Here is a 26,470-nt window from a genome sequence, read left to right as displayed (position 1 = left end):
TCATAAGGGAGGTAATGAAAATTGGAAATCAGGTGGCTCATTTTTTATGTGATCGAACCCTTCAAAAGTGGCTCAACTTTAAATTATCAAATACACTTTTAACGCTGTAGACGGAGAAAGAACCTCGACAATGAGTGTCGGTGCGTCTAAACAGCCGTTTGGTGTTAAGTTGTTTCGATTGCAAATGACTGAAATATCTGGTTGCACAACATGTTTTGCATACGTGTAGTCGTCGCTTTCGGAGAGACGAACATCAAACGGAGCTATGGCAACGTAGCAATTTTTATTTTGAAAATGCGAACGAAACGCAAACGATAGTTCCATGACGGCAAATTGATGCTCCCATGTTGGTGAAGGGCTCATGTTGTAAGCTTTCCCGTCAATGAGCTCCCAACGCCCGTCCCATTGAACATAATCGGCATACGTATACAGTTTGGATGATTCTGGATTCATCGCGTATCCCTCGCTTTTTTCACCATTATATCACACATCACTTCATCATTGACCATTCCGTGTTTTATCGTTATATTATTAAATAGTTAAACAATTGAACTATTTTGACAGGAGGCATGAAGTGTTGGAGAGAAGCATACAACAATTTATTGAACGTTATTTATCCGTTTCGTTTCTTGTTCATAAACGAGGGGCTGCGTTGATGAAATGTGAATTGGACGATATTACGCACGATCAATATTATGTATTGCGCTACATACATAAGCGTGGGGTGTGTACATCGACGGAATTGGCGGACGTGTTTGCGGTGAATAAAAGCGCGATTACGGCGATGACAAACCGTCTTGTCGAAAAAGGAATGATTGCACGTGGCAAAGATGAAGATGATCGTCGTGTTATTGCACTTTCGCTGACAGAAAAGGGAAGGAAATGGCTTGAAGAAACAGAGCAAAATGTGTATGAACTTGTGGAAACAATTATGACAAAACTTTCACATGAAGAAATTGAGCAGTTTATTCAAACGTATGAGAAACTAGCGATGATTTTACAAGAAATGGAGGAAAACAAATGAAAACGATTATTCGCGGAAAATGGGTCGTTTTACTCGCGTGGGTTGTCGCCACTGTCGTGCTCGTTATGACTGCTCCGAATATGGCGCAACTTGTGCGCGAAAAGGGGCAAATTACCGTTCCAGACGGTTATTCGTCTTCGCTTGCAAGCGAGTTATTAAAAGAAGTACAAAAGCAAGAAAATAAGGAGGGGGAAATGAGTGCCGTCCTCGTTTTCCATCGCAAAGAGAGATTACAAGAAAAAGATTGGAAAGAAATAGAGAAAGCTGTTGAACAACTGCAAGCGAAAAAAGAAGCGCTCGGCTTAATACAAATTGTGTCACCGCTTGATGACGGACAGCTAAAAGAAAAACTGGTGTCAAAAGACGAGACAACAGCGCTTGTTTCACTTCAATTAGAACGAAATGGGCGAACCGCGAAAGAAATGAGCACAGCGCTTTATGATGCCGTGAAACATATTCAAGTGCCCCACTATTATACAAGTAGCTGGATGATTGATGAAGATGTTATTGAAAGTTCACAAGAAGGATTGAAAAAAACGGAAGGCATTACTGTCGTTTTTATTTTAGTTGTTTTATTTCTTGTGTTCCGTTCGCTCGTTGCTCCGTTTGTGCCGTTATTAACGGTCGGATTGACGTATATCGTGTCGCAAGCGATTGTCGCTTTTCTTGTTGATCGTGTTGATTTTCCACTTTCTACGTTTACACAAACATTTTTAGTTGCTGTTTTATTCGGAATTGGAACAGACTATTGCATTTTACTGCTTAGCCGTTTTAAAGAAGAGCTGGCGAAACGAGAAGATCGAATCGAAGCGATTATTGCGACGTATAAAACAGCAGGAAAAACGGTGATTTTCAGCGGACTGGCGGTCATGATCGGCTTTGCGTCCATTGGCTTATCGACGTTTAAATTGTATCAGTCTGCTTCAGCCGTCGCGGTCGGTGTTGTTGTGCTGCTTGTTGCTCTTGTGACGCTTGTGCCGTTTTTCATGGCTACACTAGGTGAAAAGTTGTTTTGGCCGATGAAAGGTGCACTAGAGCATAAACCGAGCAAATTGTGGGATGTGGCAGGTCGTTTTTCTTTCGCTCGTCCGTTATGGGCGCTTGTGGTTGTCGCCATCATCACATTGCCGATTTTATTGACATATGACGGAAAACTTTCGTTTAACTCGATGGCGGAAATTGGCGATCGTTATCCTTCCGTCAAAGCGTTTAACATCATTTCTTCTCACTTTAGCGAAGGAGAAGCAATGCCGACGAAAATCGTCATGAAAAATGACGAAGCGATGGATGACGAGCAATACTACTATTTAATAGAAAAAATTAGTCGCGAAGTAGCAAACATTGATGGTGTGAACGCTGTTCGTTCGGTGACCCGCCCGCTCGGAGAGCCGATTGATCAATTGTTTGTCACAAAACAAGCGGAACAGTTAAAAGAAGGGCTTGGAAAAGGAGCGGACGGCATTGGACAAATTCGGTCTGGTTTAAGCGAAGCGAGCAGCGAAATGGCGAAGTCCGCTCCAAAGCTAGCGCAGGCGACGGGTGGCATTCAGGAGCTTGTCAACGGAACGACAAAATTGAAAACGGGAATGACTGATTTACAGCAAGCGTTAAAGCAATTAGAAGATGGGGTACGAAGCGGAGCGATTGGTGCCGCTGATCTTGAAAAAGGATTACAGACGATACAAACGAATATGAAAAAGCTGCATGATGGAGCGGATGAATTACGAAAAGGATATGAGCAAGCAACCGGTGGACTGCGTCAACTCGGCGAACAGTATGAACAAATTGAAAGTGGATTGCAAGCCATTTCTGAACAGTTGCCGCTTCTTTCTCAGTCGTTAAACCGTATTGAAGAACGTCATACGGGCTTGCGTGAAGATGCGGAGTATGCCCATGTGAAGCAAGCTGTTCAACAGATGAGCGCACAAATGAATACGTTATCTAATGCACTTGTTCAAGTGAACGACGCGTTACAAAATGTTCAATATGGTTTACAACAAGCGAATGAATCGTTTGTGACAGTAGTAAATGGACAGCAAGCGCTTATTACGGGAATGGATCAAGTGGTCGTTGGACTTGAAAAGCTTCGTTCTGGATTAGAGCAAGCAGCAAATGGGCAAGGGCAAATCGTTCAACGTTTGCCGGAAGTGACAAACGGGCTAGCGAAAGTAAACGACGGACAACAGCAATTGCTTACAGGTTTTTCACAACTAAATAGTCAAATGGATCAACTCATTTCAGGACTAAATCAAAGCGTCAATGGATTGCGACAAGTAGAAAATGGATTGCAGTCCGCAAAACAGTACGTTTCTGACTTAGCGAATGCGCCAGATGAAGAAATGGCAGGATGGTATATGCCGCCACAATTGTTGACGAGCGAGGAATTTGCACAAGCGAAGGAAGCGTATATGTCGAAAGACGGGAAAGTCGTGACGTTTGATGTTGTTTTCTCATCCAATCCGTATGAAACGAAAACGATGAAAAAAATCGCGGAAGTGAAAGAAGCGATTGCTCGAGCGGTAAATGGTACAAAACTTGAGCATGCGAAAGTAGGCGTTGGCGGCGTAACAAGTATATATTCGGATTTAAATGATATTTCTGCTGCCGATTATGCTCGAACATCGGTATTTATGCTTGCAGGGATTGCGATCATTTTAATTGTTCTTCTTCGTTCGTTTATTATGCCAGCGTATTTAATGTTATCGCTTATTTTAACGTATTATACGTCGATGGCATTTACTGAACTTGTGTTTGTGAATATGCTTGGATACGAAGGAATAAACTGGGCGGTTCCGTTTTTTGCGTTCGTCATTTTAATGGCGCTCGGCATTGACTATAGCATTTTCTTAATGGATCGCTTTAATGAATATCGCGATAAAACCGTTCAAGAAGCGATGCTTGAAGCGATGCGTCATATGGGGACGGTCATTATTTCCGCGGCGATCATTTTAGGGGGAACGTTTGCGGCGATGTATCCATCTGGCGTATTATCGCTATTGCAAATTGCGACGATTATTTTAACAGGTCTTTTCTTATATGCACTTGTCGTTTTACCGTTATTCATTCCGGTGATGGCAAAAACGTTTGGACGGGCGAATTGGTGGCCATTTATGAAATAAGAGCGGGTGTCGATGCCCGCTCTTTTGTGATATAATGTGAAAAATAGTTGTTGGAGTGAAACGAAGTGAGAAAAATGAATATGTCTGAACTAAACGATTGGATTTTTTCACGCAAAGGAAATGTGGAACGAGATATATTAAAAGATGGAAGAGAGCAACATGTACGTTTACGTCCACGCGACAAAGAGGAAATGCGTATATTAGATGAATTATGCATAAAACGATGGAAAAAAGCGGAGCAAGAAGGAAAAATTAAATATTTGAACGAACGAGTGTGGTATTATGAGTTCGATTAAAGAGGCGAAAGAAAAACTTCAGTCGCTTCGAACGAAAACATCGTTTGAAAAAATGGTTCAAGTTACAGCCATTTTAACGAAGCTGTTGGAGCCACACCGCATACGTCCGATTATTGTTGGCGGGCTTGCGGTTGAAATATATACTCGTGGAGATTACACGACCGTAGACATCGATTTAATTGTTAGTGATCGTGAAAAAGCGGGACAATTGCTTCACCAACTTGGTTTCACTCCGTCAGGAAGACATTGGTATCACGATGAATTGTTTGTTAGTGTGGAAATTCCAAACGATGTACTAGAAGATGCTGATGATGATAAAGTAATTGAGTTGAAGTTAGAAGATGGGTTGCATGTATATGTCATCGGAATTGAAGACATTATATTAGATCGCCTGCGCGCATGTGTCCATTGGAAATCGAAATCTGATTGCGAATGGGCAAAAAGAATGGTTCTTCTTCATAAAGAGCGGCTAGATTGGGCATATATGAAACAAGTAGCGAAAAAAGACGGAACGAGCGAACAACTGGAGCAATGGTTTTAGATGAGAGCGGGTGTTGATGCCCGCTCTTCTTTTCGTATATCTTTTCATGTATCTACAAATCATGTTAAGATAAAAGGTAGAATTTTGCCGAAACGGGAGATCGGATGAATGGGGGAAATAGTTTGGCGGAGCAGAAAAAAACGCGCATTACGGTAGATATATACGGACAGCAATATTCGATTGTCGGAACAGAAAGTTCAAGTCATATTCGGCTCGTTGCTTCCATTGTTGATGATAAAATGCGTGAAATTAGCGCGAAAAATCCGACGCTTGATACGAGTAAACTTGCTGTATTAACGGCTGTAAATATCGTTCATGAATATATTAAACTAAAAGATGAATACGAACGCCTTTTGCGAAAAATGAATAAAGAAAAGGATGATGACAGCGATGATTGATTTGCTCATTTGTTTCATCCTTCTTATGGGACTGATGATTGGATTGAAACGAGGATTTATTTTGCAATTTATTCATATGACAGGTTTTTTGATCGCGTTTATCGTTGCATACAACTATTATGATCAACTAGCACCAAGACTAAAATTATGGGTGCCGTATCCGAGTTTCGGTGATGGCGAAACGATGAAATTGCTCATTGAAAGCACAAATTTAGATGAAGCATACTACCGTGCGATTGCATTTGCTGTTTTATTTTTTGCTGCAAAAATTGTGATGCAAATGATCGGTTCGATGTTAGATTTCGTCGCTCAGTTGCCGCTTTTAAAAAGCGTCAACCGCTGGGCAGGTGGAGCGCTTGGATTTATGGAAGTGTATTTGCTTTTATTTGTGCTTTTATATGTGAGTGCACTTGTTCCTGTTTCTGCAATTCAACAACCGCTTCACAACTCATTCATTGCTAGTTTCATCGTCAAGCACACACCGATTTTATCAAATTTCGTAAAACATATGCTTGTACAATATATGGCGTGAAAACTTCTCCGTTTGTGAGAAGTTTTTTCGTCGAAAGGAAGGGGATAAAATGGAAAAAAGTAAAAAAGAAGCGATTCGTTTGCTTGAAACAATCGCTTTATATATGGAGATCAAAGGAGAAAATCCGTTTAAAGTGTCCGCCTTTCGCAAAGCAGCTTCAGCGCTAGAACGTGATGAACGTGCCTTAACAGACATTGATGATTTTACATCGATTGCAGGCATCGGGAAAGGAACAGCAGCCGTTTTACAACAATGGCTAAAAACAGGAACGAGCGACGTGCTTGAACAATTAAAAAAAGAAATTCCCGCAGGGCTATTCCCACTTTTAAAATTGCCGGGACTTGGCGGCAAAAAAATTGCTAAACTGTACCATGAGCTAGGTGTGACCGATATCGAAACATTAAAAGAAGCATGTTTAGCCCAACGTGTGCGACAATTAAGCGGCTTCGGTGCGAAAACAGAAGAAAATATTTTAGCTGCACTTGCCCACATGAATGCACGCCCTGAGCGGTTGCCGATTGCGTTTATGTTGGAAGTTGCTTCCGACATCGAGCGTCAGCTAGAAAACTTCGCTGGCATTATTCAGTTTTCACGAGCAGGTAGTTTACGGCGCGTATGTGAGACGATCAAAGATTTAGATTTTATTATTGCAACAACAGACGATGCGCTCGTTCGTAAGCAGTTGTTGCAACTCGAACATATTTATGACGTTGTCGCAAACGGTGAAACGAAAGTATCATTGCAATTGCAATACGATTATGTTGTCAATGTCGATTTTCGTCTCGTTTCTCCTAAACATTTTGCTACAACGCTTCATCATTTCACCGGATCAAAAGACCATAACGTCCGCATGCGCCAATTAGCAAAGGAGCGCGGTGAAAAAATTAGTGAGTACGGTGTTGAAAACATTCAAACAGGCGAAGTGAAAACGTTTACGACAGAGGAGCAATTTTTTGCCCACTTTCATTTGCCATTCATCCCACCAGAAATGCGTGAAAGTGGAAAAGAGGTCGACGCATATGATGGGACACCACTCCTTTCTTTAGCTGATATACGCGGGGATTTGCATATGCATACGACGTGGAGCGACGGGGCGTTTTCAATTGAGCAAATGGCAGAAGCATGTCGACAGAAAGGGTATCGGTACATTGCGATTACCGATCATTCACAGTTTTTAAAAGTAGCAAATGGATTAACTGTTGAACGACTAAAACGCCAACAAGAAGAAATTGCTCGCTTGAACGAACAATACGATGACTTTGTCATTTTATCAGGCATTGAAATGGATATTTTACCAGATGGAACGTTGGATTTTCCAGATGATGTATTACGAACGGTCGATTTTGTCATTGCGTCGATTCATTCTGCTTTTTCGCAACCGCAAGAAACGATTATGAAACGATTGAAAGAAGCGCTTATGAATCCATACGTTCATATGATTGCTCATCCGACAGGAAGATTAATTGGGGAACGAAGCGGATACGATGTAAATATAGACGAATTGTTGCAGCTTGCGAAAGAAACAAATACGGTGCTAGAACTAAATGCAAATCCACATCGTCTTGATTTAACATATACCTATTTACAAAAAGCACAGCAGCTTGGTGTGAAAATTGCGATTAATACAGACGCACACAACGTTCGTATGCTTGATGATATGGAGCTTGGTGTGGCGTTTGCTCGAAAAGGTTGGATTCGGAAAGAAACGGTCATCAATACATGGGATATCCAACAACTCATGTCTTTTTTGCGAAAATAAACAACTGGAGGGTTCATCGGTGCATGCCAAAACATTACATATTCTTGAATTTGATAAAGTGAAAGCACAGCTTGCGGAATATGCGTCTTCCTCGTTAGGAAAAGAAAAAGTTGTGGCGCTTACGCCGTCATCATCTGTTGAGGAAGTTGTACGTTGGCAAGAAGAAACGGATGAAGCAGCAACGGTTCTTCGTTTGCGCGGTCACGTTCCGCTTGGTGGTATATTTGATGTTCGTCCTCAGACGAAACGCGCAAGCATCGGGGGAACGCTCAGTCCACATGAGCTACTCGATGTCGCGAGTACGATGCGAACGGCAAGACAGTTAAAAAAATTTTTAGAAGCGATGGAGGCCAACCTGCCACATATCATCGCATATGCGGAGCAAATTGTTCCTCTAAGCGAGCTCGAACAACATATATATCATTGTATCGATGAAAGCGGTGATGTACTCGACGAAGCAAGCGACCGGCTTCGTTCGCTGCGCCACCAACTGCGCACGATTGAAGGACGAGTGCGCGATAAGTTAGAGAGCATTATTCGCTCATCATCCGCGCAAAAAACATTGTCGGATGCAATCATTACGATTCGTAACGACCGGTACGTCATCCCGGTTAAACAAGAATATCGTCATACGTACGGTGGAATTGTACATGATCAGTCCTCATCTGGGGCTACGTTATTTATTGAGCCGCAATCGGTTGTAGAACTAAACAATGAACTGCAACAATTGCGCGTTAAGGAAAAGCAAGAAATCGAACGCATTTTAAGCGAATTATCCGCTTTTGTCGGTGAGCAGGCGACAACAATTACACAAAATGTCGAGTTGCTCGCTCACTTTGACTTTTTATTTGCAAAGGCGAAATACGCGAAAACGATCAAAGCAACAAAACCAGCGATCAATGAGCGCGGATATATTCGTCTTATGCAAGCGCGTCATCCGCTCATCCCACCTGATCAAGTCGTTCCAAATGATATCGAACTAGGAAGCGATTATACGACGATGGTGATTACCGGACCAAATACGGGGGGAAAAACAGTCACGTTAAAAACGATCGGCTTGTTTACAATTATGGCACAAGCAGGATTGCAAGTGCCAGCGTTAGACGGATCACAATTAGCGGTATTTCGTGCGGTATATGCTGACATTGGGGATGAACAATCAATCGAACAAAGTTTAAGTACGTTTTCGTCTCACATGGTCAATATTGTTGATATTTTAAAACAAGTGGACGAGCATAGTCTTGTGTTGTTTGATGAGCTTGGAGCAGGAACGGATCCGCAAGAAGGTGCAGCTTTAGCGATTGCTATTTTAGATGAAGTGCACAACCGCGGAGCACGCGTTGTAGCGACGACGCATTATCCCGAATTAAAAGCATATGGCTACAATCGACAAGGTGTCATGAATGCCAGCGTCGAATTTGACATCGAAACGTTAAGTCCAACGTATAAACTGTTGATCGGTATTCCTGGTCGAAGCAACGCACTTGATATTTCTCGCCGCCTCGGATTAGACGAACGTATTATTGCCCGTGCCCGCACATATATTAGCGCTGAAAGCAATGAAGTTGAAAATATGATTGCTTCATTAGAGCGAAGTAAAAAGCGAGCTGAAGAAGAATGGGAGCAAGCAGAAAAACTTCGTGAAGAAGCAGAGCGGTTGAGAAATGAATTAGAGCAACAGTGGAACGAACTAAACGAACAGCGCGAGCGTTTGTTAGAAAAAGCGAAAGAAGAGGCGGAACTCATTGTAAAAAAAGCGATGAAAACAGCAGAAGAAGTCATTCAAAACCTTCGTGATATGCAAAAACAACAAGCAGTTGCGATGAAAGAACATGAACTGATCGCTGCGCGTAAAAAGCTAGAAGAAGCCATACCGCAAATCGACACGAAAAAGAAAAAGCGAGTGCAGAAAGAAAAGCAACTTTTACATCCTGGTGACGAGGTGAAAGTCACTCATCTCAATCAAAAAGGACAACTTATTGAGAAAGTATCGAACAACGAATGGCTCGTGCAAATTGGGATTTTAAAAATGAAAGTGCATGAAGAAAACTTGGAGTATGTAAGCAGTCCAACGCCAATGGAAACAAAACCAATCGCGACTGTAAAAGGACGCGATTATCACGTTCCGCTTGAGCTAGATTTGCGTGGCGAACGATATGAAGATGCGTTGCTTCGCGTTGAAAAGTATATTGATGACGCAGTATTAGCAGGGTACCCACGCGTGTCCATTATTCATGGAAAAGGGACAGGAGCACTTCGCAAAGGGGTGCAACAATATTTGCAAAATCATCGCTCAGTAAAAAGCATTCGATTTGGTGAGGCGACTGAAGGGGGAACAGGCGTCACCATTGTCGAATTACAATGACGGGAGGAACTATGAGCGCTTTTTGGGAAAACGAAATGATTCATATTGCTGCCAATTTTAGTGTCGTGATTTTATGTTTAGTTTTATTTTTAGCTATTTTTGAACTTGTGACGAAATATAAAAATTGGGAAGAAATTAAAAAAGGAAATATGGCCGTAGCGATGGCGACAGGCGGAAAAATATTTGGCATTGCGAATATTTTTCGTTATTCGATCGATCATCACGATTCGCTGTTAACGATGATCGGTTGGGGCGTTTACGGCTTCGTTTTATTGTTAATCGGTTATTTTATTTACGAGTTTTTAACACCAAAGTTTAACATTGACGATGAAATTGCTAACGATAATCGAGCGGTAGGATTTATTTCCATGGTTATTTCGATCGGTTTGTCGTTTGTCATCGGAGCAAGTATACGGTGAGGAGAGAAAAAATGGAAACGCTAGCGAAAGTATTGCTCGTATTGTGCGGTGTATTTTTGCTTATTGGTGTCATATATCTCACATTTTTTGCATAAAAGGATGTCAGTAGACGTCCTTTTATATTTTTTTGATACAAAAATTTCTGAAAATATTATAAAATATAAATAATCTTATAGAAAAAGGGGGAAACGAAATGGAGAAGCCATGGCTAGCGTTATATCCTCAGCAAGTTCCTCATTCGATTGATTATCCGCGCAAGCCGTTGCAACAATTTTTGCGGGAAGCGGCGGAGCAGTTTCCGCACAAAACAGCCATTCACTTTTTAGGAAAGGAGCTGACATATAAAGAAGTATATGAACAAGCACTTAAGTTAGCATCGTATGTGCAACAGCTCGGTTTACAAAAAGGTGATCGTGTATCCATTATGTTGCCGAACTGTCCACAAGCGGTCATCAGCTACTATGCTGTTTTATTTGCAGGTGGTATTGTCGTACAAACAAACCCATTATATACCGAGCGAGAGTTGGAATATCAGTTAAATGATAGTGGTGCGAAAATCATTATCGGTCTTGATTTACTCTATCCAAGAATCATGAAAGTGAAAGCGCATACAAAAATTGAGCATGTGATCATTACAAGTATAAAAGATTATTTACCGTTTCCAAAAAACGTGTTATATCCGTTTGTACAAAAGAAACAAACGGGGATGATTGTACGCGTCAAACATGAAGGATATTGCCATTTATTTACCAAAGCATTATCGCTTGCGAGTGGGAAAGTAAAAGAGACGAATGTGGATCCAGTCGAAGATGTTGCGCTTCTTCAATATACAGGCGGAACAACTGGATTTCCGAAAGCGGCGATGTTGACACATCATAATTTAACGTCCAATACGCTCATGTGCACGAAATGGATGTATAAATGTGAACGCGGGAACGAGTCGATTCTGGGTGTGCTTCCGTTTTTCCACGTATACGGGATGACGGCCGTCATGAACTTATCCATTATGGAAGGATATAAAATGATTTTGCTGCCGAAGTTTGATGTGGAAACGACGTTAAAAACGATCGAAAAGCAACGGCCAACGCTATTTCCAGGTGCACCAACGATTTATATCGCGCTACTCAATCATCCAAATTTAAAAAAATATGATTTATCATCAATTAAAATATGTATTAGCGGCTCAGCCCCGCTTCCAGTTGAAGTGCAAGAACAATTTGAAACAGTAACAGGTGGAAAAATCATTGAAGGATACGGCTTAACTGAAGCATCTCCGGTAACGCATTCGAATTTCATTTGGGATGGAAAACGAATCAAAGGAAGTATCGGTGTGCCTTGGCCAGATACAGAGGCGATGATCATCTCATTAGAAACAGGAGAAAAAGCTAACGTAAATGAAATCGGTGAAATCGTTGTACGTGGTCCACAAGTAATGAAAGGATATTGGAACCGCCCAGAAGAAACTGCTGCAACGCTTCGTGATGGTTGGTTATATACGGGCGATTTAGGGTATATGAATGAAGAAGGCTATTTCTTTGTCGTCGATCGAAAAAAAGATATGATTATCGCAAGTGGCTATAACGTATATCCACGTGAAGTAGAAGAAGTGTTGTATGAGCATCCAAAAGTGCAAGAAGCAGTCGTCATTGGCGTACCAGATGCTTATCGCGGTGAGACGGTAAAAGCGTTTATTGTGCTCAAAGATGGAGAACAGTGCACAGAAGAAGAACTTGATCAATTTATGAGAAGTAAATTGGCTGCTTACAAAGTGCCACGCATTTATGAATTTAGAAAAGAATTGCCTAAAACAGCGGTCGGTAAAATATTGCGTCGAGCCCTTGTTGAAGAAGAAAAAGAAAAACAAAAATAACCTTTGTACGTTTTTTCTTGACACGCTTTTGGCCTCTCTTTAAAATAAAAATATGAATGATTGTTCATTCATATTTTTGAAAGGGAGAATGCGAAGTTGAAACGCGATAAACCGAAGTTTAAACAAATTATTGATGCAGCTGTGATCGTCATCGCTGAAAATGGTTACCATCAAGCACAAGTATCGAAAATTGCCAAACAAGCAGGTGTAGCTGACGGTACGATCTACTTGTATTTTAAAAATAAAGAAGATATTTTAATTTCACTGTTTCAAGAAAAAATGGGTTACTTTATCGAAAAAATTGAAGAAGAAATAGAAGGAATTTCGAGTCCGTCGGAGAAATTGTTTTTGTTGATTCAAAAACATTTTCAAATGTTAGCGGCAGATCCTCATTTAGCGATCGTTACCCAATTGGAACTTCGCCAGTCGAATAAATCGTTGCGTCTGAAAATTAATGAAATTTTGAAAGGATATTTAAAAGTTGTGGATCGTATTGTGCAAGAAGGGATTGACAAAGGGGAATTTCGTTCAGATTTAGACGTACGGCTTACCCGTCAAATGATTTTCGGGACGATTGACGAAATGGTAACAACATGGGTAATGAATGAGCAAAAATATGATCTCGTTGCATTAGCGAAGCCAGTTCATCAATTGTTAACGAAAGGTTGTTGTGTTTAAAGCACAACAACCTTCCGACATACATGAAGGAGGGAGAATATGTTTTCCGTTCAACAAGAGGGGTATGTGACGATTTTGACACTTAACCGCCCGCCAGCGAACGCTTTGGCATCTTTTGTTTTGAAAGAGCTTTCAGAACGACTTGATGCATTAAAAGAAGATGGCGAAGTCCGTGTTATCGTTCTCCATGGAGAAGGAAGGTTTTTCTCAGCTGGTGCGGATATTAAAGAATTTACGGCAATTGAGGCAAGCGAACAAGCAGCTGAACTCGCTCGAGCGGGACAGCGAATAATGGAGAAAATCGAACAGTTTCCAAAACCGATTATCGCAGCTATCCACGGTGCTGCGCTTGGCGGAGGGCTCGAGTTGGCGATGAGTTGCCATCTACGTATCGTAGCGGAAAACGCCAAACTCGGTTTGCCAGAATTGCAGCTTGGCATCATTCCTGGTTTTGCAGGAACACAACGATTATTGCGCCATGTCGGCATGGCAAAAGCGCTAGAAATGATGTGGACGGGCGAGCCAATCACAGGTGCAGAAGCTGTTCAATGGGGACTAGCGAACAAAGCGGTTCCAGAAGAACAGTTGCTTGATACAGCCAAGCAGCTTGCACAGAAAATTGCTCAAAAGAGCCCGATTTCCGTTCAAGCAGTATTGCAACTTGTCAACGAAGCACGAACAAAAACATTTCATGAATGTGTTGAAAAAGAGGCGCAACTGTTTGGACAAGTATTTGTGACGGAAGATGCGAAAGAAGGTATTTCAGCATTTATCGAAAAACGGACACCACAGTTTCAAGGAAAATAAGAGGGGGAGAGAAGCATGAACATTTTCGTATTAATGAAACGTACATTTGATACGGAAGAAAAAATCGTCATTCAAAACGGAAAAGTAAGTGAAGAAGGGGCAGAATTTATCATTAACCCATACGATGAATATGCGATTGAAGAAGCGATTCAAGTGCGCGATCAGCACGGCGGTGAAGTGACGGTTGTTACAATTGGGAACGAAGATGCAGAAAAAGAGCTTCGCACGGCACTTGCGATGGGAGCAGATAAAGCAGTGCTTATTAACATTGAAGACGATGTAGAAAATCGTGACCAATATACAACGGCAAAGGTGCTTGCGGAATATTTAAAAGATAAAGAAGCCGATTTAATTTTAGCTGGAAATGTAGCGATTGACGGCGGTTCTGGGCAAGTTGGACCGCGCGTTGCGGAATTGCTAGGTATTCCTTATGTAACAACAATTACGAAGTTAGAAATTGACGGAACAAACGTAAAAGCAGTGCGCGATGTTGAAGGTGACGAAGAAGTCATTGAAACATCGTTACCGTTACTAGTTACGGCGCAACAAGGGTTAAATGAGCCGCGTTATCCGTCATTGCCGGGGATTATGAAAGCGAAAAAGAAACCGCTTGAAGAGCTAGAGCTTGATGATTTAGATTTGGAAGAAGACGACGTAGAAGCGAAAACGAAAACGATTGAAATCTTTTTGCCGCCGAAAAAAGAAGCGGGAAAAATTTTGCAAGGAGACATTGCGGATCAAGTAAAAGAACTCGTTTCACTTCTTCATACAGAAGCAAAAGTCATTTAATAGGGGGATGGGGAGCATGGCAAGAAAAGTATTAACATTAGCAGAAGTACGCGATGGAGCATTGCGTAACGTATCGTTTGAGGCAATTTCTGCTGCGAAAACGATCGCTGAAGGCGGAGAGGTTGTTACTGTCGTTGTCGGAGCGAGCGTTCGCTCATTCGCTTCTGAGCTTATTGCTTACGGTGCAGATCGGGTTATTGTTATCGAACATGAAAAATTAGCTACGTATACACCAGATGGTTATGCTCAAGCGTTGCAAGCTGTTGTAGAACAAGAGAAACCAGAGGGAATCGTTTTTGGTCACACAGCGCTCGGAAAAGATTTATCGCCGAAACTTGCTGCTAAATGGCAATCTGGTCTTGTGTCCGATGTTGTTGCTGTTGAAGAAACGGGAGGAAATATCGTCTTTACAAGACCAATTTATTCGGGTAAAGCGTTTGAAAAGAAAATTGTTACAGATGGTCTCATGTTTGTTACGGTTCGTCCGAACAACATTGCTCCGTTTGAAAAAGATGAAAGTCGTACAGGTGCCGTTATGGATGTACAAGTTGATATAAAAGATTTACGCACAATCGTTCGGGACATTGTGCGAAAAACAGCGGAGGGCGTAGATTTATCTGAAGCGAAGGTGATCGTTGCAGGCGGTCGCGGCGTGAAAAGTGCGGAAGGATTTGAGCCGTTGAAAGAATTAGCAAACGTGCTTGGCGGTGCAGTTGGAGCATCGCGTGGGGCGTGCGATGCAGGATATTGCGACTATTCGCTTCAAATTGGTCAAACAGGGAAAGTCGTTACGCCAGATTTATATATTGCGTGCGGTATTTCAGGAGCGATTCAACATTTGGCTGGTATGTCTAACTCAAAAGTCATCGTGGCGATTAATAAAGACCCTGAAGCGAATATTTTCAAAGTAGCAGATTACGGCATCGTTGGTGACTTGTTTGAAGTCGTTCCGCTTTTAATTGAAGAATTTAAAAAATTAAAAGTTCATTCATAAGGCGAGGCATGATGCTTTGCCTTTTCTTTTCAGCATATTTTTTTGCGACATGGAAATAGTAGAAGCGAAGCAAAAGATTGGCGTAATGAATACGTTCAATGGTATACTATGTGCATGGAACTGAAATGTTTAAGGAGGAATGAACAATGGCAATTGTCAATGCAACAGATCAAACGTTTGTGAATGAAGTAAAAGAAGGGGTTGTGCTCGTTGATTTTTGGGCACCTTGGTGCGGACCTTGCAAAATGATTGCACCTGTATTGGAAGAAGTAGATCGCGAGCTTGCTGGTAAAGTGAAAGTAGTAAAAGTTAATGTAGATGACAACCCAGAAACGGCTGGAAAATTTGGTGTGATGAGCATTCCAACATTATTTGTCTTTAAAAACGGTGAAGTGGTAGATAAAACGGTTGGCTTCCAACCAAAAGAAGCGCTTGTTGGTCTTTTAAGCAAGCATTTATAATCGACATGCCTCGGAGAGATCCGAGGTATTTTTTTTGAAATTTTATATTGACATTGAAAATCGTTCTCTACTATAATGGTAACGGTTAATGATAATCGTTATCAAAAAGGGGGATACATACGAAATGAAAAAACGTCAATTAAAAGCTGTATTTGCCATGTTTTTATTAGCAGGTGGTGTGCTTGCTGGTTGCGGAAATGCGGAGAAAACAGAAACGACAGAGAAGAAGGAAGAAACAAAAGTAGAAGAAAAACAAAAAGAGCAACAAGCTGAAACTGAGCAAGTAGAAGAGCAAGTAAACGTTCAAGCGTTCATTGATGCTTATAAAGCGATCAAAGCTGAAACAGAAAAGGCGAAAGAAGGACAATCGGTTGATTGGAACCTTGTAGAAAAAACATATACAGAGCAACTGCAGAAGCCAATTAACGAACTAGATGGTACATTTGCTCAAACGATTGAAGCGGCGATTCAAGGTGGAAAAAGCGGAGAGCTAAACGTGCATCCAGCGCGCCAAATCGTAGATAAAGTGACGCAATCATATTTTTATCAGTTGCAAAAGAAATTGCAAAAAGATGTTGTAGCTGCACTTGAAGCTGGCGACCAACAAAAAGCGACAACATTGTTCGAACAAATTAAGTTGCTAGCAGCGGAAATTTTCGTCCCAACAGCGATGAAACGTGATGAATATTATCAATTAACAGGAGAATCTAGCCTTGAACAAAGCATTAACGCTGGTTTAACAGCGCAAGAAGAAGCGTTAAAAGCAAATAACGTAGATGATTTTAAAGTGTACATTCAGTTAACGGATAAGTCGATCTATCGTAGCTACTATTTAGCGTCAAAATCATATGCTGAAAAAATTGAAGCAGGTGTGAAAGAAGGGAAGGCAGAAGATGAGCTAAAAGGTCAACAAGCTGAAGCATGGGGCTTTTTACAAGCGATCAAAGGCTCTTTAGCTGAAGGAGATGAAGCTGCGACAGCACGCTTAGATGAAATTTTATCATTAAATAATGATTACAAAAACATTAAAGCAGAAGAAGTAGGGGCATTATTTGCAAAAGCGTTGTTTGGTAAAATGAAAGGCTATCATGAAAAAGCACCGGCACAGTTAGACGAAAATAACGTTGTCGAAGCGAAAGTAAAAGCGTTAGAAGGAAACATGTTCTTAAAAGCGATTGAATTAGATGTGAAAGCAAAATTAGGCGATGAAAAAGCAGCGGAAGTATTTGCGACAGCAGAAAAATGGTATAGCGCAATTGCAGAAAATAAAAAAGATGAAGCTGCTCAATATAGCAAAGCTGTGCTTGATGCTGTAAGTGCTATTGTTCAATAAACATAAAAAAGCCGCGCATGACAAGCGGCTTTTTTGTTGTGATACAATAGTAGGGCGATGAACGATGAAGGAGTTATACAAATGGCAAAAGTATGTATCACAGGTGGAGCAGGATTTATTGGTAGTCATCTAGGAAAAGAATTGCTTAAACTTGGGCATGAGCTTGTTGTGATCGACAACTTCCACTCATATTATTCAATGTGCCGAAAACAACGCCAGCTTCAACAAATAAAAGACGTCGGTTTTTTTCATTTTTATCATGTAGATATTTTACAGTCAGATGCACTCAAGCAAATTTTTTTACATCATCGCCCTAATGTTGTATTCCATCTAGCTGCGTTACCAGGCGTACAACCATCGCTATCGGAGCCATTAGCATACATTGATTACGATGTGAAAGCGACAGTAAACGTATTACAGGCATCAGGGGAAGCAGGAGTTCAGCACGTGCTATTCGCCTCTTCTTCGTCTGTGTATGGTGACCGAGCGTTTCAACCATTAAAAGAAGAAATGGCAAATGGACAAGTCGTTTCCCCGTATGCAGCGGCAAAATATAGTGCGGAATCGTTTTGTCATGCGTACGCACATATGTATGGGTATACGATGACGATTTTTCGTTATTTTACTGTATACGGACCGTGGGGACGGCCGGATATGGCGATTAGTAAATTTATTCGTCAATTGTTGCGTGATGAGCCGATTACCGTTTACGGCGATCATACGGCACGCGATTATACGTATATTGATGACATTGTTGCTGGAATGATTCAAGCGCTAGAACGAAAAGAAAGTGACGTATTTAACCTTGGGGCTGGTCAGCCTGTGACGATGAAGCAATTGCTTGCGGAGTTGCGTACTCATTTTCCACATATGCGTGTTCATTACGAATCACCTCGCCTTGGTGATGTTGTTGCCACATGGGCTGATATTACGAAAGCGAAAGAGAAAATCGGGTACGAACCGCGCATATCGTTGCGAGAAGGATTAGCAAAGACAATTGAATGGGCGAAGCAATATGAAAACTAAACGAATAAAGATTTTGATGCGACTCATTAGCTTGATATGTATTGTAGCGTTTATATGGATGACGATTCACCATTTTGATGCACGACTGTTGTTTGAGCTTATGCACAGGCTTGTTTCGCAACCGTGGCATGCGAGTTATATGTTCATTATGTATGGGCTCGCCTTTGTGTTACGTGCTATAGCATGGAAATCGTATTTGCCTCAGGCTCGCTTTCAAACGTGTATCGATGGATTATTTGCTAGTTTATTTATTAATCACATTTTCCCGATTAAAATGGGCGATGTTGCTCGCATTGGTATATGTGCAAGGAGAGATCGCATCCCATTTATGATTGTTGCCGAGTCTGTTATTATATTACGCCTTCTGGATTTGATCGTTTTGTTTTTCTTTGCTTCTTTTGGTGCAATCGTTTATATGCACACCGTTATTCGTTCCGCCATAATTGTCCCCCTCATTTTTGGTGGGGGCGTTGTTTTGTTTTTCGTCCTTCGACGCATCGATTTGTCATGGTTACAAAAATATAAACAACATTGGAACATGATATGGAAAAGCCGTCGCTTTGTACCGATTGTTGTTGCTATTGTTTTTAGTTGGGTATGTGAAGCGGTCGTTTTGTTTGAAATGACGAAAATGATTGCTTTTCCTCTGGTATTTACTGAGGCGTTATGGGTAAATAGTATGGTCGTTGGTGGACAAGTATTTCAAATGACTCCAGGGGGATTAGCGACATATGAGGCTGTCATGGCGTTTGCATTAACGCGCATTCACTCAGATTGGGAACAAGCATATGCTCTTGCGCTAGCAACCCATTTATTTAAATTTTTATTTTCCTATGTCGCTGGGCTATACGTATGGTGGCGCATCCCGACATTATGGACATTCATTCGAAAGGAGGACGTAGCGTGAAAAAAGCATCGAAGTTTGAAAAAATAGCAGCAAGGTGTTGGAATTTATTAAATGAAGGAAAACCATTTACTCCAATTTTTGTTATCGGAACGATGGTTCTTTTCCATTTATTTGATGGCATCACGTTGGAAGAAATAAAGCGATTAGGGAGTAGCTTGTTGTTAACGATCCCTCTTTTCGTTTTATACTATGTATACGACTACCCGTTATTTTTACGCAACTATTTGTGGATTCCGTACATCATTTTTTTAATGATTTGGTCGTTCGTACCGACGAATTTACTTTTACTTGCTGTTAGTCTTTACTTCTTTTTTACCGTTTTCTTCTGGGGAACATTATACTATCATTTACGTATTGGAACGACATGGTTGAATTTTACTCGTTTTTGGAAACTTGTGCTGAAAAATAGCGACTCAACGAGCGGGAATGCGCAAGAGCAATTGCCAAAAGCATTACTCCTTCTTTCTGTATGGGAATACGGGGTACACCATGATGTACATACTCCGTCATTTATCGCTTTTTACGTATTCGTTTTTGTATGGTCGTTTATTTTGCATCGTTATTTATTTGATTGGAAACCAAAAATAATCGATCATTACACAAATAACGTGCCGCCAAATGAGAAACCGTTAAGCGATCGCGTCATCGTGCTCGTTGTTGATGGAATGAGAAAAGATCGTTTTGAACAAGCAAACGCCCCATTTTTAAAGTCGCTTCGTGCCAATGGAACGGATTTTACGCAAATGGAAACGGTATATCCAGCAAGAACGGTTGTATGCTTTACATCGATGCTCACAGGAACATATCCGTTTGAACACGGCATTCGTTCAAATATGGTATGGAAACTAGGGATTCGTGTCGAAAGTATTTTTGATGCTCTCCGAAAAGTAGGAAAAAAAGGAAAAGTTCTCGGTATCGCTCATCTTGTCGATTCCCTAGGAAATGATGTCGAAACCGTTACAGCTGTCATGCATAACGATGTCGCAGACCGTAACATTATGGAGCGAGCGAAACAAATCATGACAGAACAAGATTTACATTTATTCGTCGTTCAATTCATTGGAACGGATCAAACAGGACACAGCCGCGGTGTACATTATGATGAGTATGTGCAAAAAATTGAAGAAGTGGATCAATTGATTCAACAATTTGTTGAATGGTTGCATGAACAAGGGAAAATGGACAACACGACGCTTATCGTTTGTGCGGATCATGGACAAGCGGACGGAATCGGTGGACATGGTCATTTAGATGAAGGAGAACGATACGTTCCATTTTTCATGTACGGTCCGATGATCGAAAAAGGAAAGCGGATTGATGAAAAATATAGCCTCGTTTCTCTTGCTCCAACGATCGCTTATTTGTTAGGAGCGCCATATCCGAGCCATAGCCGTGGCCCTGTGTTAGTTGAAGCGCTAAAGAAAGAGGGGGAGCGATGAAAGTAATTGTATTTTTACCTGCACACAATGAGGAGGAAGCAATTGGGGAAGTCATTCGTCGTATTCCAAGATATATTCACCCGAATATAGAAGTACAAGTTCTTGTTGTAGACGATGGATCAACGGATCGTACTGTTGATGTAGCGAAACGAGCGGGAGCGGATTTTATTTACCGACACGAACAAAATCGAGGGCTAGGTGCAGCTGTGCGTACCGGTTTACAACAATGCATTAAACTCGGTGCGGACATTGGTGTAATGATTGATGCCGATAACGAATATCCACCAGAGCAAATTCCTGACCTTATTATGCCTATTTTACGTGACGAAGCGGATTACACGATGGGGTCCCGTTTTTTAGGAACGATTTATGGGATGAAATGGCATCGCCGCATCGGAAATTATATATTTACGTTCCTTCAATCGTTGTTATTAAAAACGTGGATTTACGACGGTCAATCGGGCATGCGAGCATTTTCGCGTCAAGCGATGGAAGAAGCAGAAATTATTCATGATTACAACTATGCACAAGTATTGACATTAAATTTAGTGCGCAAAGGATTTCGATTAAAAGAAGTGCCGATTGTATATCAAGTGCGAACGACAGGTCAATCGTTTATTAAGTTTACAGCTTATCTCAAACATGTCGTTCCTGCGATCGTGAAAGAAATGTGTCGCCCGGTGAAACGAAAACAAATACGTTCTGTTCAGCAACGCTAGAGAGATTCTCTAGCATTTTTTCTTGACAACATTTATGATAATTATTATCATTATCATCGAAGGAGGAGATCGGTTTGAGAACGATATTATTTTTTTGTTTGTCATTGATATTAATTTTCACTTCGGCCCCTATGTCTTCGTTCGCTTATTCGTACGGCGACCCGAACGAAGAAGCAGTTGCTGAAGCGTATAAAGAAATGGTCGCGAAAGTGCAAGAGAAAAAATTTGATGAAGTGAAAGTGATTTATGAAACGGTGCAAAAAGAAATCGATATGCATATGGGACCTGAACCGTCCACCATCATTTTAGAGGCGATTGAAAATAAAGATGCAGATACAATTGTTTCAGCGATGCAAAAAGTGCTCGTGCTCAATGTAGCACGCCGTTTAGAAAATGTAGAGAAAAATTTCGATCATTACGATACGAGCAAGCGATTATTAGCGAAAGCATTTGCTACATATAAAGCCCTTTCCCCAATCGTGCAACAAAAAGATGCGGAGCTAGATAAAAAATTAAAACAACAGTTTGATGTTGCCCTTCAATCGCTCGGAAATCCTGGATTGTTTGGAGTAGGGAAAAAAGAGTCAAATATCGATCAATTCAAAGAAAGTAAAAAAACTATTTTACAAGCGTTACAAGATCAATTTGAATTAGAGGATGTTGAAACAGGTCATTTTACAGAAGAGGATTTAGACCGATTAGCTGCAGCGAAAAAGAAGGAATGGACAGATTTGTCTGATTTAAAAAACTGGATACCGATCATTGTAATTATCGGAGTTATTATTGCTGTTGTAGTGTACGCGATAAGAAAACGAAAGTAAAGAAAGGGGTCGTGTAGATTGGAAGTTCAAGCACTGCTCATTACATTTCGTGAAGCATTAGAAGCACTATTAATCGTAGGGATTATTACATCGTACTTAAAACGCATTGATCAATCACGCTATGTGAAATATGTTTGGCTCGGTGCAGGATTAGCTGTGTTTGCAAGCGCGATCGTCGCTTTATTATTCCAAGTTGTGCTAACCGGCTTTTCAACGATGGCGAGTGAAATGTATTTAAAGGTAAGTATTATTTTCATTTCTTCCATCTTGTTGACACAAATGGTTTTTTGGATGGCGGAACATAGTAAAGACATAAAAAGTAGTATGGAAGGAAAAATGAGCAAATACGTATCCAAAGGGGACGTATTTGGCATGGTGATGCACTCATTTTTAGTTGTTTTGCGCGAAGGGGTCGAAACGGTCTTTTTCTTTGCGGCGATTACAGGGGGAAATATCGGAGCCGCAGTACAAGGATGGGGGGCAATCACAGGGTTAACGATTGCAGCTATTGTAAGCTACACGTTCTTTAAAGGAACGATGCGCGTGCCGTTAAAAACGTTTTTTAAAGTGACTGGTGCGTTTATTATTTTGATTGCGGCCGGCTTGCTTGTGCAAGGTGTTTCGATGCTACAAGATTTGAAAATCATTGGTAGCGTCATGCCGCATGTATACGACATTACGTGGTTTATGCCGGAACATCCGATTGACCATGAGCATTTTGTACGCGACACAGGACATGAACCAATTATTTCTGGCGACGTAGGCATTTTTCTTAAAGCATTATTTGGTTATTCGTCGATGCCATCCTTGGAAGAAGTATTAGCATACGTTGGTTATTTCGTTGTTATTTATTTACTCGTAAAAACACGTTATGGTGCAAAAGAAGGAAAAAAAGAAAAGAGCGAAAAAAATGAGCAGGTGCTTGAACAACAAGTGATGTAAAGTACAAGGGGAAGCCTTGTACTTTTTTGCTTAGGAGGGTTTTGATTGTGAGAATGGTTTCCATTGTTTTGTTGCTTATTGTCTATATATCATACATCGTATATGCTAGTCCATTCGCTGCAACATGGGACGAAGTAGATTTTGCTTTAGCGCTTGATCGGTATGATTTGCTTGCGATGCAACCGCATTTTCCGGGATATCCGTATTTTATTTTTGGAGGGATGCTCGTTCATTCACTTGTCGACAATCCTGCCAAGGCACTGGCGATTTGGAACGGTTTGCTTATGATAAGTGCCACAATTCCAATATATTTGCTTGCAAAAACATTTGTGAAAAAAAAATACACGTGGGTTGTTACTGCACTTGTTCAATCGCTTAGTTATGTCACGCTTATCGTTTCACAACCGATGTCGGAAGGAAGCGCACTCGCTGTTTTATGGTGGTATGTATGGAGTTTACAACGTGCGATTCACTCGGATCGGCTTTATGCGCAGTTGCTACCGCTATGGCTATTTAGCGTTATGCTCGGCATTCGTTTATCTTACGTTCCTTTTGGCATCGGTATTTTATATGTTTGGTGGAAGCGGAAGTATCGTGTAAAACAGCTTTTGCTATACAGTTTGGTAGCGATTGCTTTTCAATTCATTTGGATTAGTGCAGTCGCTGCAACAGAAGGTACAGGGTTTTGGCAGTTGGCTCTTTCATTCACAACAGGTCATTTTACGCAATGGGGGGGAACGGTGTCGACAGATGAAGCGCCGTTTTGGCAACGAGCTGTTGTGCTTATCTTTTATAATATCATTTGGACAGGCATGGCGAAACAGTCGATATGGCTACTAAGTTGTTTTGTTATTTTGTTAGCTATGATGTGGAAACAAATAGCGATTCCACCTTTATATCGTCTACTTTTACTGACGTATTTTTTATGGGCGTTGTTTGCACAAAACATTGAAAAACCAAGACATATATTGCCGATTATCGTTATTGTTTCATTCTTTTTGTTCGTTAGTGCCCTTCAATCGCCATCACGTCTACGGCTTACCGTGGTGTTTGTTTTGCTCCTCTCACAAACGATGCTCGGCATGCAAGCGGTCAAGCATCAAGCGACACAGTTGCCAGCGACGTATCAGTTGGCGTATGATTTTGAACAGAAAGAAAAGCCTTTTATTATATTCACATGGGAAGAGACGCGTGTTTTTGAATATTTAAGCGTTTCTTTTCCACATGAACGCGTATTTTCATTTGACGTTTTCCAGCGAGAAAAAGCGGCATTCCCACATGCGAAAGTGTATGTCACCGATCATGTCATTAAAGGGTTTCAAGCGCAAGGAATAGACGTTCGACCATATATTCACCCAGTTCGAACGTATGAATCGAGCTTATTATCTGATCCTGTGTATGGGCACATCACCGTATATGAATGGCGAGAGGGGGAAGAACGTGAATGAGCGATTGAAAGAAAAGTTAGCTATTTTGCCCGATCAACCGGGATGTTATTTAATGAAAGATGCCAATGGAACGGTCATTTACGTCGGAAAAGCGAAAGTGTTGAAAAATCGTGTCCGTTCTTATTTTACGGGTACACATGACGGAAAAACGCTTCGGTTAGTCAATGAAATTGCTGATTTTGAATATATTGTGACGTCTTCCGATTTAGAAGCGCTTATTTTAGAAATGAATTTAATAAAAAAATACGATCCGAAATATAACGTCATGTTAAAAGATGATAAAAGCTATCCGTTTATTAAAATTACTGGAGAAACGCATCCGCGTCTTATCATCACCCGAACGGTGAAAAAAGATAAAGGGAAATATTTTGGGCCGTATCCGAACGCTCAAGCCGCGCACGAAACGAAAAAACTGCTCGATCGTCTATACCCATTAAGAAAATGTGAGAAGATGCCGAAAAAAGTTTGTTTATATTATCATATGGGGCAATGTTTAGGACCGTGCGAATATAAAGTGTCAGAGGAAGAAAATAAACAAATTGTTGAACAAATTACTCGTTTTTTAAACGGTGGGTATAAAGAAGTAAAAGAGGCATTGACAGAAAAAATGATGGAAGCGGCCGAACAGTTACAGTTTGAGAGGGCGAAAGAATATCGGGATCAAATTGCGTATATTGAAACATTAATGGAAAAACAAAAAATGATTTTGCACGATTTCGTGGATCGCGACATTTTTGGATATGCATATGATAAAGGATGGATGTGCGTACAAGTATTTTTTATTCGCCAAGGAAAGCTCATCGAACGAAACGTGTCGATGTTTCCTTTGTATCAAGAACCAGAGGAAGAGTTTTTAACGTTTTTAGGTCAGTTTTACAGCAAAGAGTATCATTTAAAGCCGCGCGAAGTTGTATTGCCACGCGACATCGATGGCGAAATGGCGACAAATTTGCTTCAGGTGAACGTCACACAGCCGAAAAGTGGCAAAAAGAAAGAGCTCGTTGATTTAGCTTGCAAAAACGCACAAATTGCTTTGCAAGAAAAGTTCTTTTTAATTGAACGTGATGAAGAACGGACGATTCGTGCAGTTGAACGATTAGGTGAAGCGATGGGGATTCAAGCTCCCCATCGTATTGAGGCGTTTGACAATTCAAATATTCAAGGGGCAGACGCTGTTGCAGCAATGGTCGTATTTATTGACGGAAGACCAGAAAAAAAAGAATATCGTAAATATAAAATAAAAACGGTGCAAGGAGCAGACGACTATGAGTCGATGCGGGAAGTGATTCGCCGACGATATACGCGCGTGTTGCGCGAACGTCTACCGCTTCCTCAATTAATCATTGTCGATGGTGGGAAAGGACAAATGCAAGCCGCAAAAGAAGTGTTGGAATGCGAACTAGGGTTGTCGATTCCTGTTGCAGGTTTAGTGAAGGATGATAAGCATCGCACATCACATTTATTGTTTGGTGATCCACCGAACGTCATTCCGTTAGAAAAAAACAGTCAAGAATTTTATTTGTTGCAGCGCATTCAAGAAGAAGTGCATCGTTTTGCGATTACATTCCATCGACAAGTTCGTTCCAAATCTACATTTCACTCCATTCTTGATCAAATTCCAGGGGTTGGTACAAAAAGAAAACAAGCGTTATTCCAACATTTCGGATCGATAAAAAAAATGAGAGAAGCAACGGTTGAACAGCTACAAGAAGCAAACATCCCAAAACATGTCGCGCAAAAAATTTACGAAGCGCTCCGAACGTATGAAAGCTGACCATCGTCG

At 41.0% G+C, this 26,470-nt stretch carries 24 protein-coding genes and 1 pseudogene; 24 read left to right on the top strand and 1 reads right to left on the bottom strand.

Annotation, left to right across the window (positions count from 1 at the left end; all coding sequences use genetic code 11):
• Nucleotides 1-96: 96 nt before the first annotated feature.
• Nucleotides 97-453, bottom strand: a pseudogene (locus HNR43_RS03590) (Uma2 family endonuclease); the annotation flags it as partial.
• Nucleotides 454-577: 124 nt separating this feature from the next.
• Between HNR43_RS03590 and HNR43_RS03585 the strand changes: the two are divergent.
• The 24 genes from HNR43_RS03585 (at nucleotide 578) to uvrC (ending at nucleotide 26,461) form a co-directional block, all read left to right on the top strand.
• Nucleotides 578-1,024 carry a MarR family winged helix-turn-helix transcriptional regulator gene (locus HNR43_RS03585; RefSeq protein ID WP_082180228.1) on the top strand — a complete coding sequence of 149 codons (447 nt, stop codon included), beginning with the start codon at nucleotides 578-580 and terminating at the stop codon, nucleotides 1,022-1,024.
• Nucleotides 1,021-4,143 (top strand): efflux RND transporter permease subunit, encoded by a 3,123-nt coding sequence (locus HNR43_RS03580; RefSeq protein ID WP_183241363.1) that lies wholly within the window; start codon nucleotides 1,021-1,023, stop codon nucleotides 4,141-4,143. Before HNR43_RS03585 ends, HNR43_RS03580 begins: the two co-directional genes overlap by 4 nt.
• A gap of 74 nt (nucleotides 4,144-4,217) precedes the next feature.
• On the top strand, nucleotides 4,218-4,439 hold the full coding sequence (locus tag HNR43_RS03575) for a hypothetical protein (RefSeq protein WP_221248163.1): 222 nt from the start codon (nucleotides 4,218-4,220) through the stop codon (nucleotides 4,437-4,439).
• On the top strand, nucleotides 4,426-4,980 hold the full coding sequence (locus HNR43_RS03570; protein ID WP_183241361.1) for a DUF6036 family nucleotidyltransferase: 555 nt from the start codon (nucleotides 4,426-4,428) through the stop codon (nucleotides 4,978-4,980). The genes HNR43_RS03575 and HNR43_RS03570 overlap by 14 nt, the downstream gene beginning before the upstream one ends.
• Before the next feature lie 122 nt (nucleotides 4,981-5,102).
• Nucleotides 5,103-5,378 (top strand): cell division protein ZapA, encoded by a 276-nt coding sequence (gene zapA, locus HNR43_RS03565; protein WP_041637971.1) that lies wholly within the window; start codon nucleotides 5,103-5,105, stop codon nucleotides 5,376-5,378.
• Nucleotides 5,371-5,910, top strand: a complete 540-nt coding sequence (locus tag HNR43_RS03560) for a CvpA family protein (protein WP_171334806.1) — start codon at nucleotides 5,371-5,373, stop codon at nucleotides 5,908-5,910. The genes zapA and HNR43_RS03560 overlap by 8 nt, the downstream gene beginning before the upstream one ends.
• A 49-nt stretch (nucleotides 5,911-5,959) precedes the next feature.
• Nucleotides 5,960-7,669 carry a DNA polymerase/3'-5' exonuclease PolX gene (gene polX / locus HNR43_RS03555; protein WP_183241359.1) on the top strand — a complete coding sequence of 570 codons (1,710 nt, stop codon included), beginning with the start codon at nucleotides 5,960-5,962 and terminating at the stop codon, nucleotides 7,667-7,669.
• 19 nt (nucleotides 7,670-7,688) lie between these two features.
• Nucleotides 7,689-10,034: an endonuclease MutS2 gene (locus HNR43_RS03550; protein ID WP_183241357.1), complete on the top strand. Its 2,346-nt coding sequence runs from the start codon at nucleotides 7,689-7,691 to the stop codon at nucleotides 10,032-10,034.
• An 11-nt stretch (nucleotides 10,035-10,045) separates the two neighbouring features.
• Nucleotides 10,046-10,453 carry a DUF350 domain-containing protein gene (locus HNR43_RS03545; RefSeq protein WP_183241355.1) on the top strand — a complete coding sequence of 136 codons (408 nt, stop codon included), beginning with the start codon at nucleotides 10,046-10,048 and terminating at the stop codon, nucleotides 10,451-10,453.
• Between the two features lie 193 nt (nucleotides 10,454-10,646).
• Entirely contained in the window at nucleotides 10,647-12,323 is a 1,677-nt protein-coding gene (locus HNR43_RS03540; RefSeq protein ID WP_183241353.1) for a long-chain-fatty-acid--CoA ligase, read from the top strand.
• 96 nt (nucleotides 12,324-12,419) lie between these two features.
• Nucleotides 12,420-13,001 carry a fatty acid metabolism transcriptional regulator FadR gene (gene fadR / locus HNR43_RS03535; protein WP_004889140.1) on the top strand — a complete coding sequence of 194 codons (582 nt, stop codon included), beginning with the start codon at nucleotides 12,420-12,422 and terminating at the stop codon, nucleotides 12,999-13,001.
• Between the two features lie 39 nt (nucleotides 13,002-13,040).
• Nucleotides 13,041-13,808: an enoyl-CoA hydratase gene (locus HNR43_RS03530; protein WP_183241351.1), complete on the top strand. Its 768-nt coding sequence runs from the start codon at nucleotides 13,041-13,043 to the stop codon at nucleotides 13,806-13,808.
• 15 nt (nucleotides 13,809-13,823) lie between these two features.
• Entirely contained in the window at nucleotides 13,824-14,597 is a 774-nt protein-coding gene (locus tag HNR43_RS03525; protein WP_183241349.1) for an electron transfer flavoprotein subunit beta/FixA family protein, read from the top strand.
• 16 nt (nucleotides 14,598-14,613) lie between these two features.
• Nucleotides 14,614-15,591, top strand: coding sequence for an electron transfer flavoprotein subunit alpha/FixB family protein (locus HNR43_RS03520; RefSeq protein WP_183241347.1), 978 nt, complete (start codon nucleotides 14,614-14,616; stop codon nucleotides 15,589-15,591).
• 146 nt (nucleotides 15,592-15,737) lie between these two features.
• Nucleotides 15,738-16,052 (top strand): thioredoxin, encoded by a 315-nt coding sequence (trxA, locus tag HNR43_RS03515; protein WP_043965887.1) that lies wholly within the window; start codon nucleotides 15,738-15,740, stop codon nucleotides 16,050-16,052.
• Between the two features lie 124 nt (nucleotides 16,053-16,176).
• Nucleotides 16,177-17,385: a hypothetical protein gene (locus tag HNR43_RS03510; RefSeq protein WP_183241345.1), complete on the top strand. Its 1,209-nt coding sequence runs from the start codon at nucleotides 16,177-16,179 to the stop codon at nucleotides 17,383-17,385.
• 81 nt (nucleotides 17,386-17,466) lie between these two features.
• On the top strand, nucleotides 17,467-18,411 hold the full coding sequence (locus HNR43_RS03505; RefSeq protein WP_183241343.1) for an NAD-dependent epimerase/dehydratase family protein: 945 nt from the start codon (nucleotides 17,467-17,469) through the stop codon (nucleotides 18,409-18,411).
• A complete protein-coding gene (locus HNR43_RS03500; protein ID WP_183241341.1) occupies nucleotides 18,401-19,318 on the top strand; it encodes a lysylphosphatidylglycerol synthase transmembrane domain-containing protein in 918 nt (305 codons plus the stop codon). Before HNR43_RS03505 ends, HNR43_RS03500 begins: the two co-directional genes overlap by 11 nt.
• Nucleotides 19,315-20,757 carry an alkaline phosphatase family protein gene (locus tag HNR43_RS03495; RefSeq protein WP_183241339.1) on the top strand — a complete coding sequence of 481 codons (1,443 nt, stop codon included), beginning with the start codon at nucleotides 19,315-19,317 and terminating at the stop codon, nucleotides 20,755-20,757. The genes HNR43_RS03500 and HNR43_RS03495 overlap by 4 nt, the downstream gene beginning before the upstream one ends.
• Nucleotides 20,754-21,476: a glycosyltransferase family 2 protein gene (locus HNR43_RS03490; protein WP_183241337.1), complete on the top strand. Its 723-nt coding sequence runs from the start codon at nucleotides 20,754-20,756 to the stop codon at nucleotides 21,474-21,476. The genes HNR43_RS03495 and HNR43_RS03490 overlap by 4 nt, the downstream gene beginning before the upstream one ends.
• Before the next feature lie 74 nt (nucleotides 21,477-21,550).
• On the top strand, nucleotides 21,551-22,297 hold the full coding sequence (locus tag HNR43_RS03485) for an adenine nucleotide alpha hydrolase family protein (protein WP_183241335.1): 747 nt from the start codon (nucleotides 21,551-21,553) through the stop codon (nucleotides 22,295-22,297).
• A gap of 18 nt (nucleotides 22,298-22,315) precedes the next feature.
• Nucleotides 22,316-23,239, top strand: coding sequence for an FTR1 family iron permease (locus HNR43_RS03480; protein ID WP_183241333.1), 924 nt, complete (start codon nucleotides 22,316-22,318; stop codon nucleotides 23,237-23,239).
• 47 nt (nucleotides 23,240-23,286) lie between these two features.
• Nucleotides 23,287-24,687 carry a nucleoporin-interacting protein gene (locus HNR43_RS03475; RefSeq protein ID WP_183241331.1) on the top strand — a complete coding sequence of 467 codons (1,401 nt, stop codon included), beginning with the start codon at nucleotides 23,287-23,289 and terminating at the stop codon, nucleotides 24,685-24,687.
• Nucleotides 24,680-26,461: an excinuclease ABC subunit UvrC gene (gene uvrC / locus HNR43_RS03470; protein WP_183241329.1), complete on the top strand. Its 1,782-nt coding sequence runs from the start codon at nucleotides 24,680-24,682 to the stop codon at nucleotides 26,459-26,461. Before HNR43_RS03475 ends, uvrC begins: the two co-directional genes overlap by 8 nt.
• Nucleotides 26,462-26,470: the final 9 nt, after the last annotated feature.

The organism is Anoxybacillus mongoliensis (assembly GCF_014201515.1).
Lineage (GTDB): Bacteria > Bacillota > Bacilli > Bacillales > Anoxybacillaceae > Anoxybacillus > Anoxybacillus mongoliensis.
Note: the sequence above shows the minus strand (reverse complement) of the source record. Positions and strands in the feature narration are given on the sequence as shown.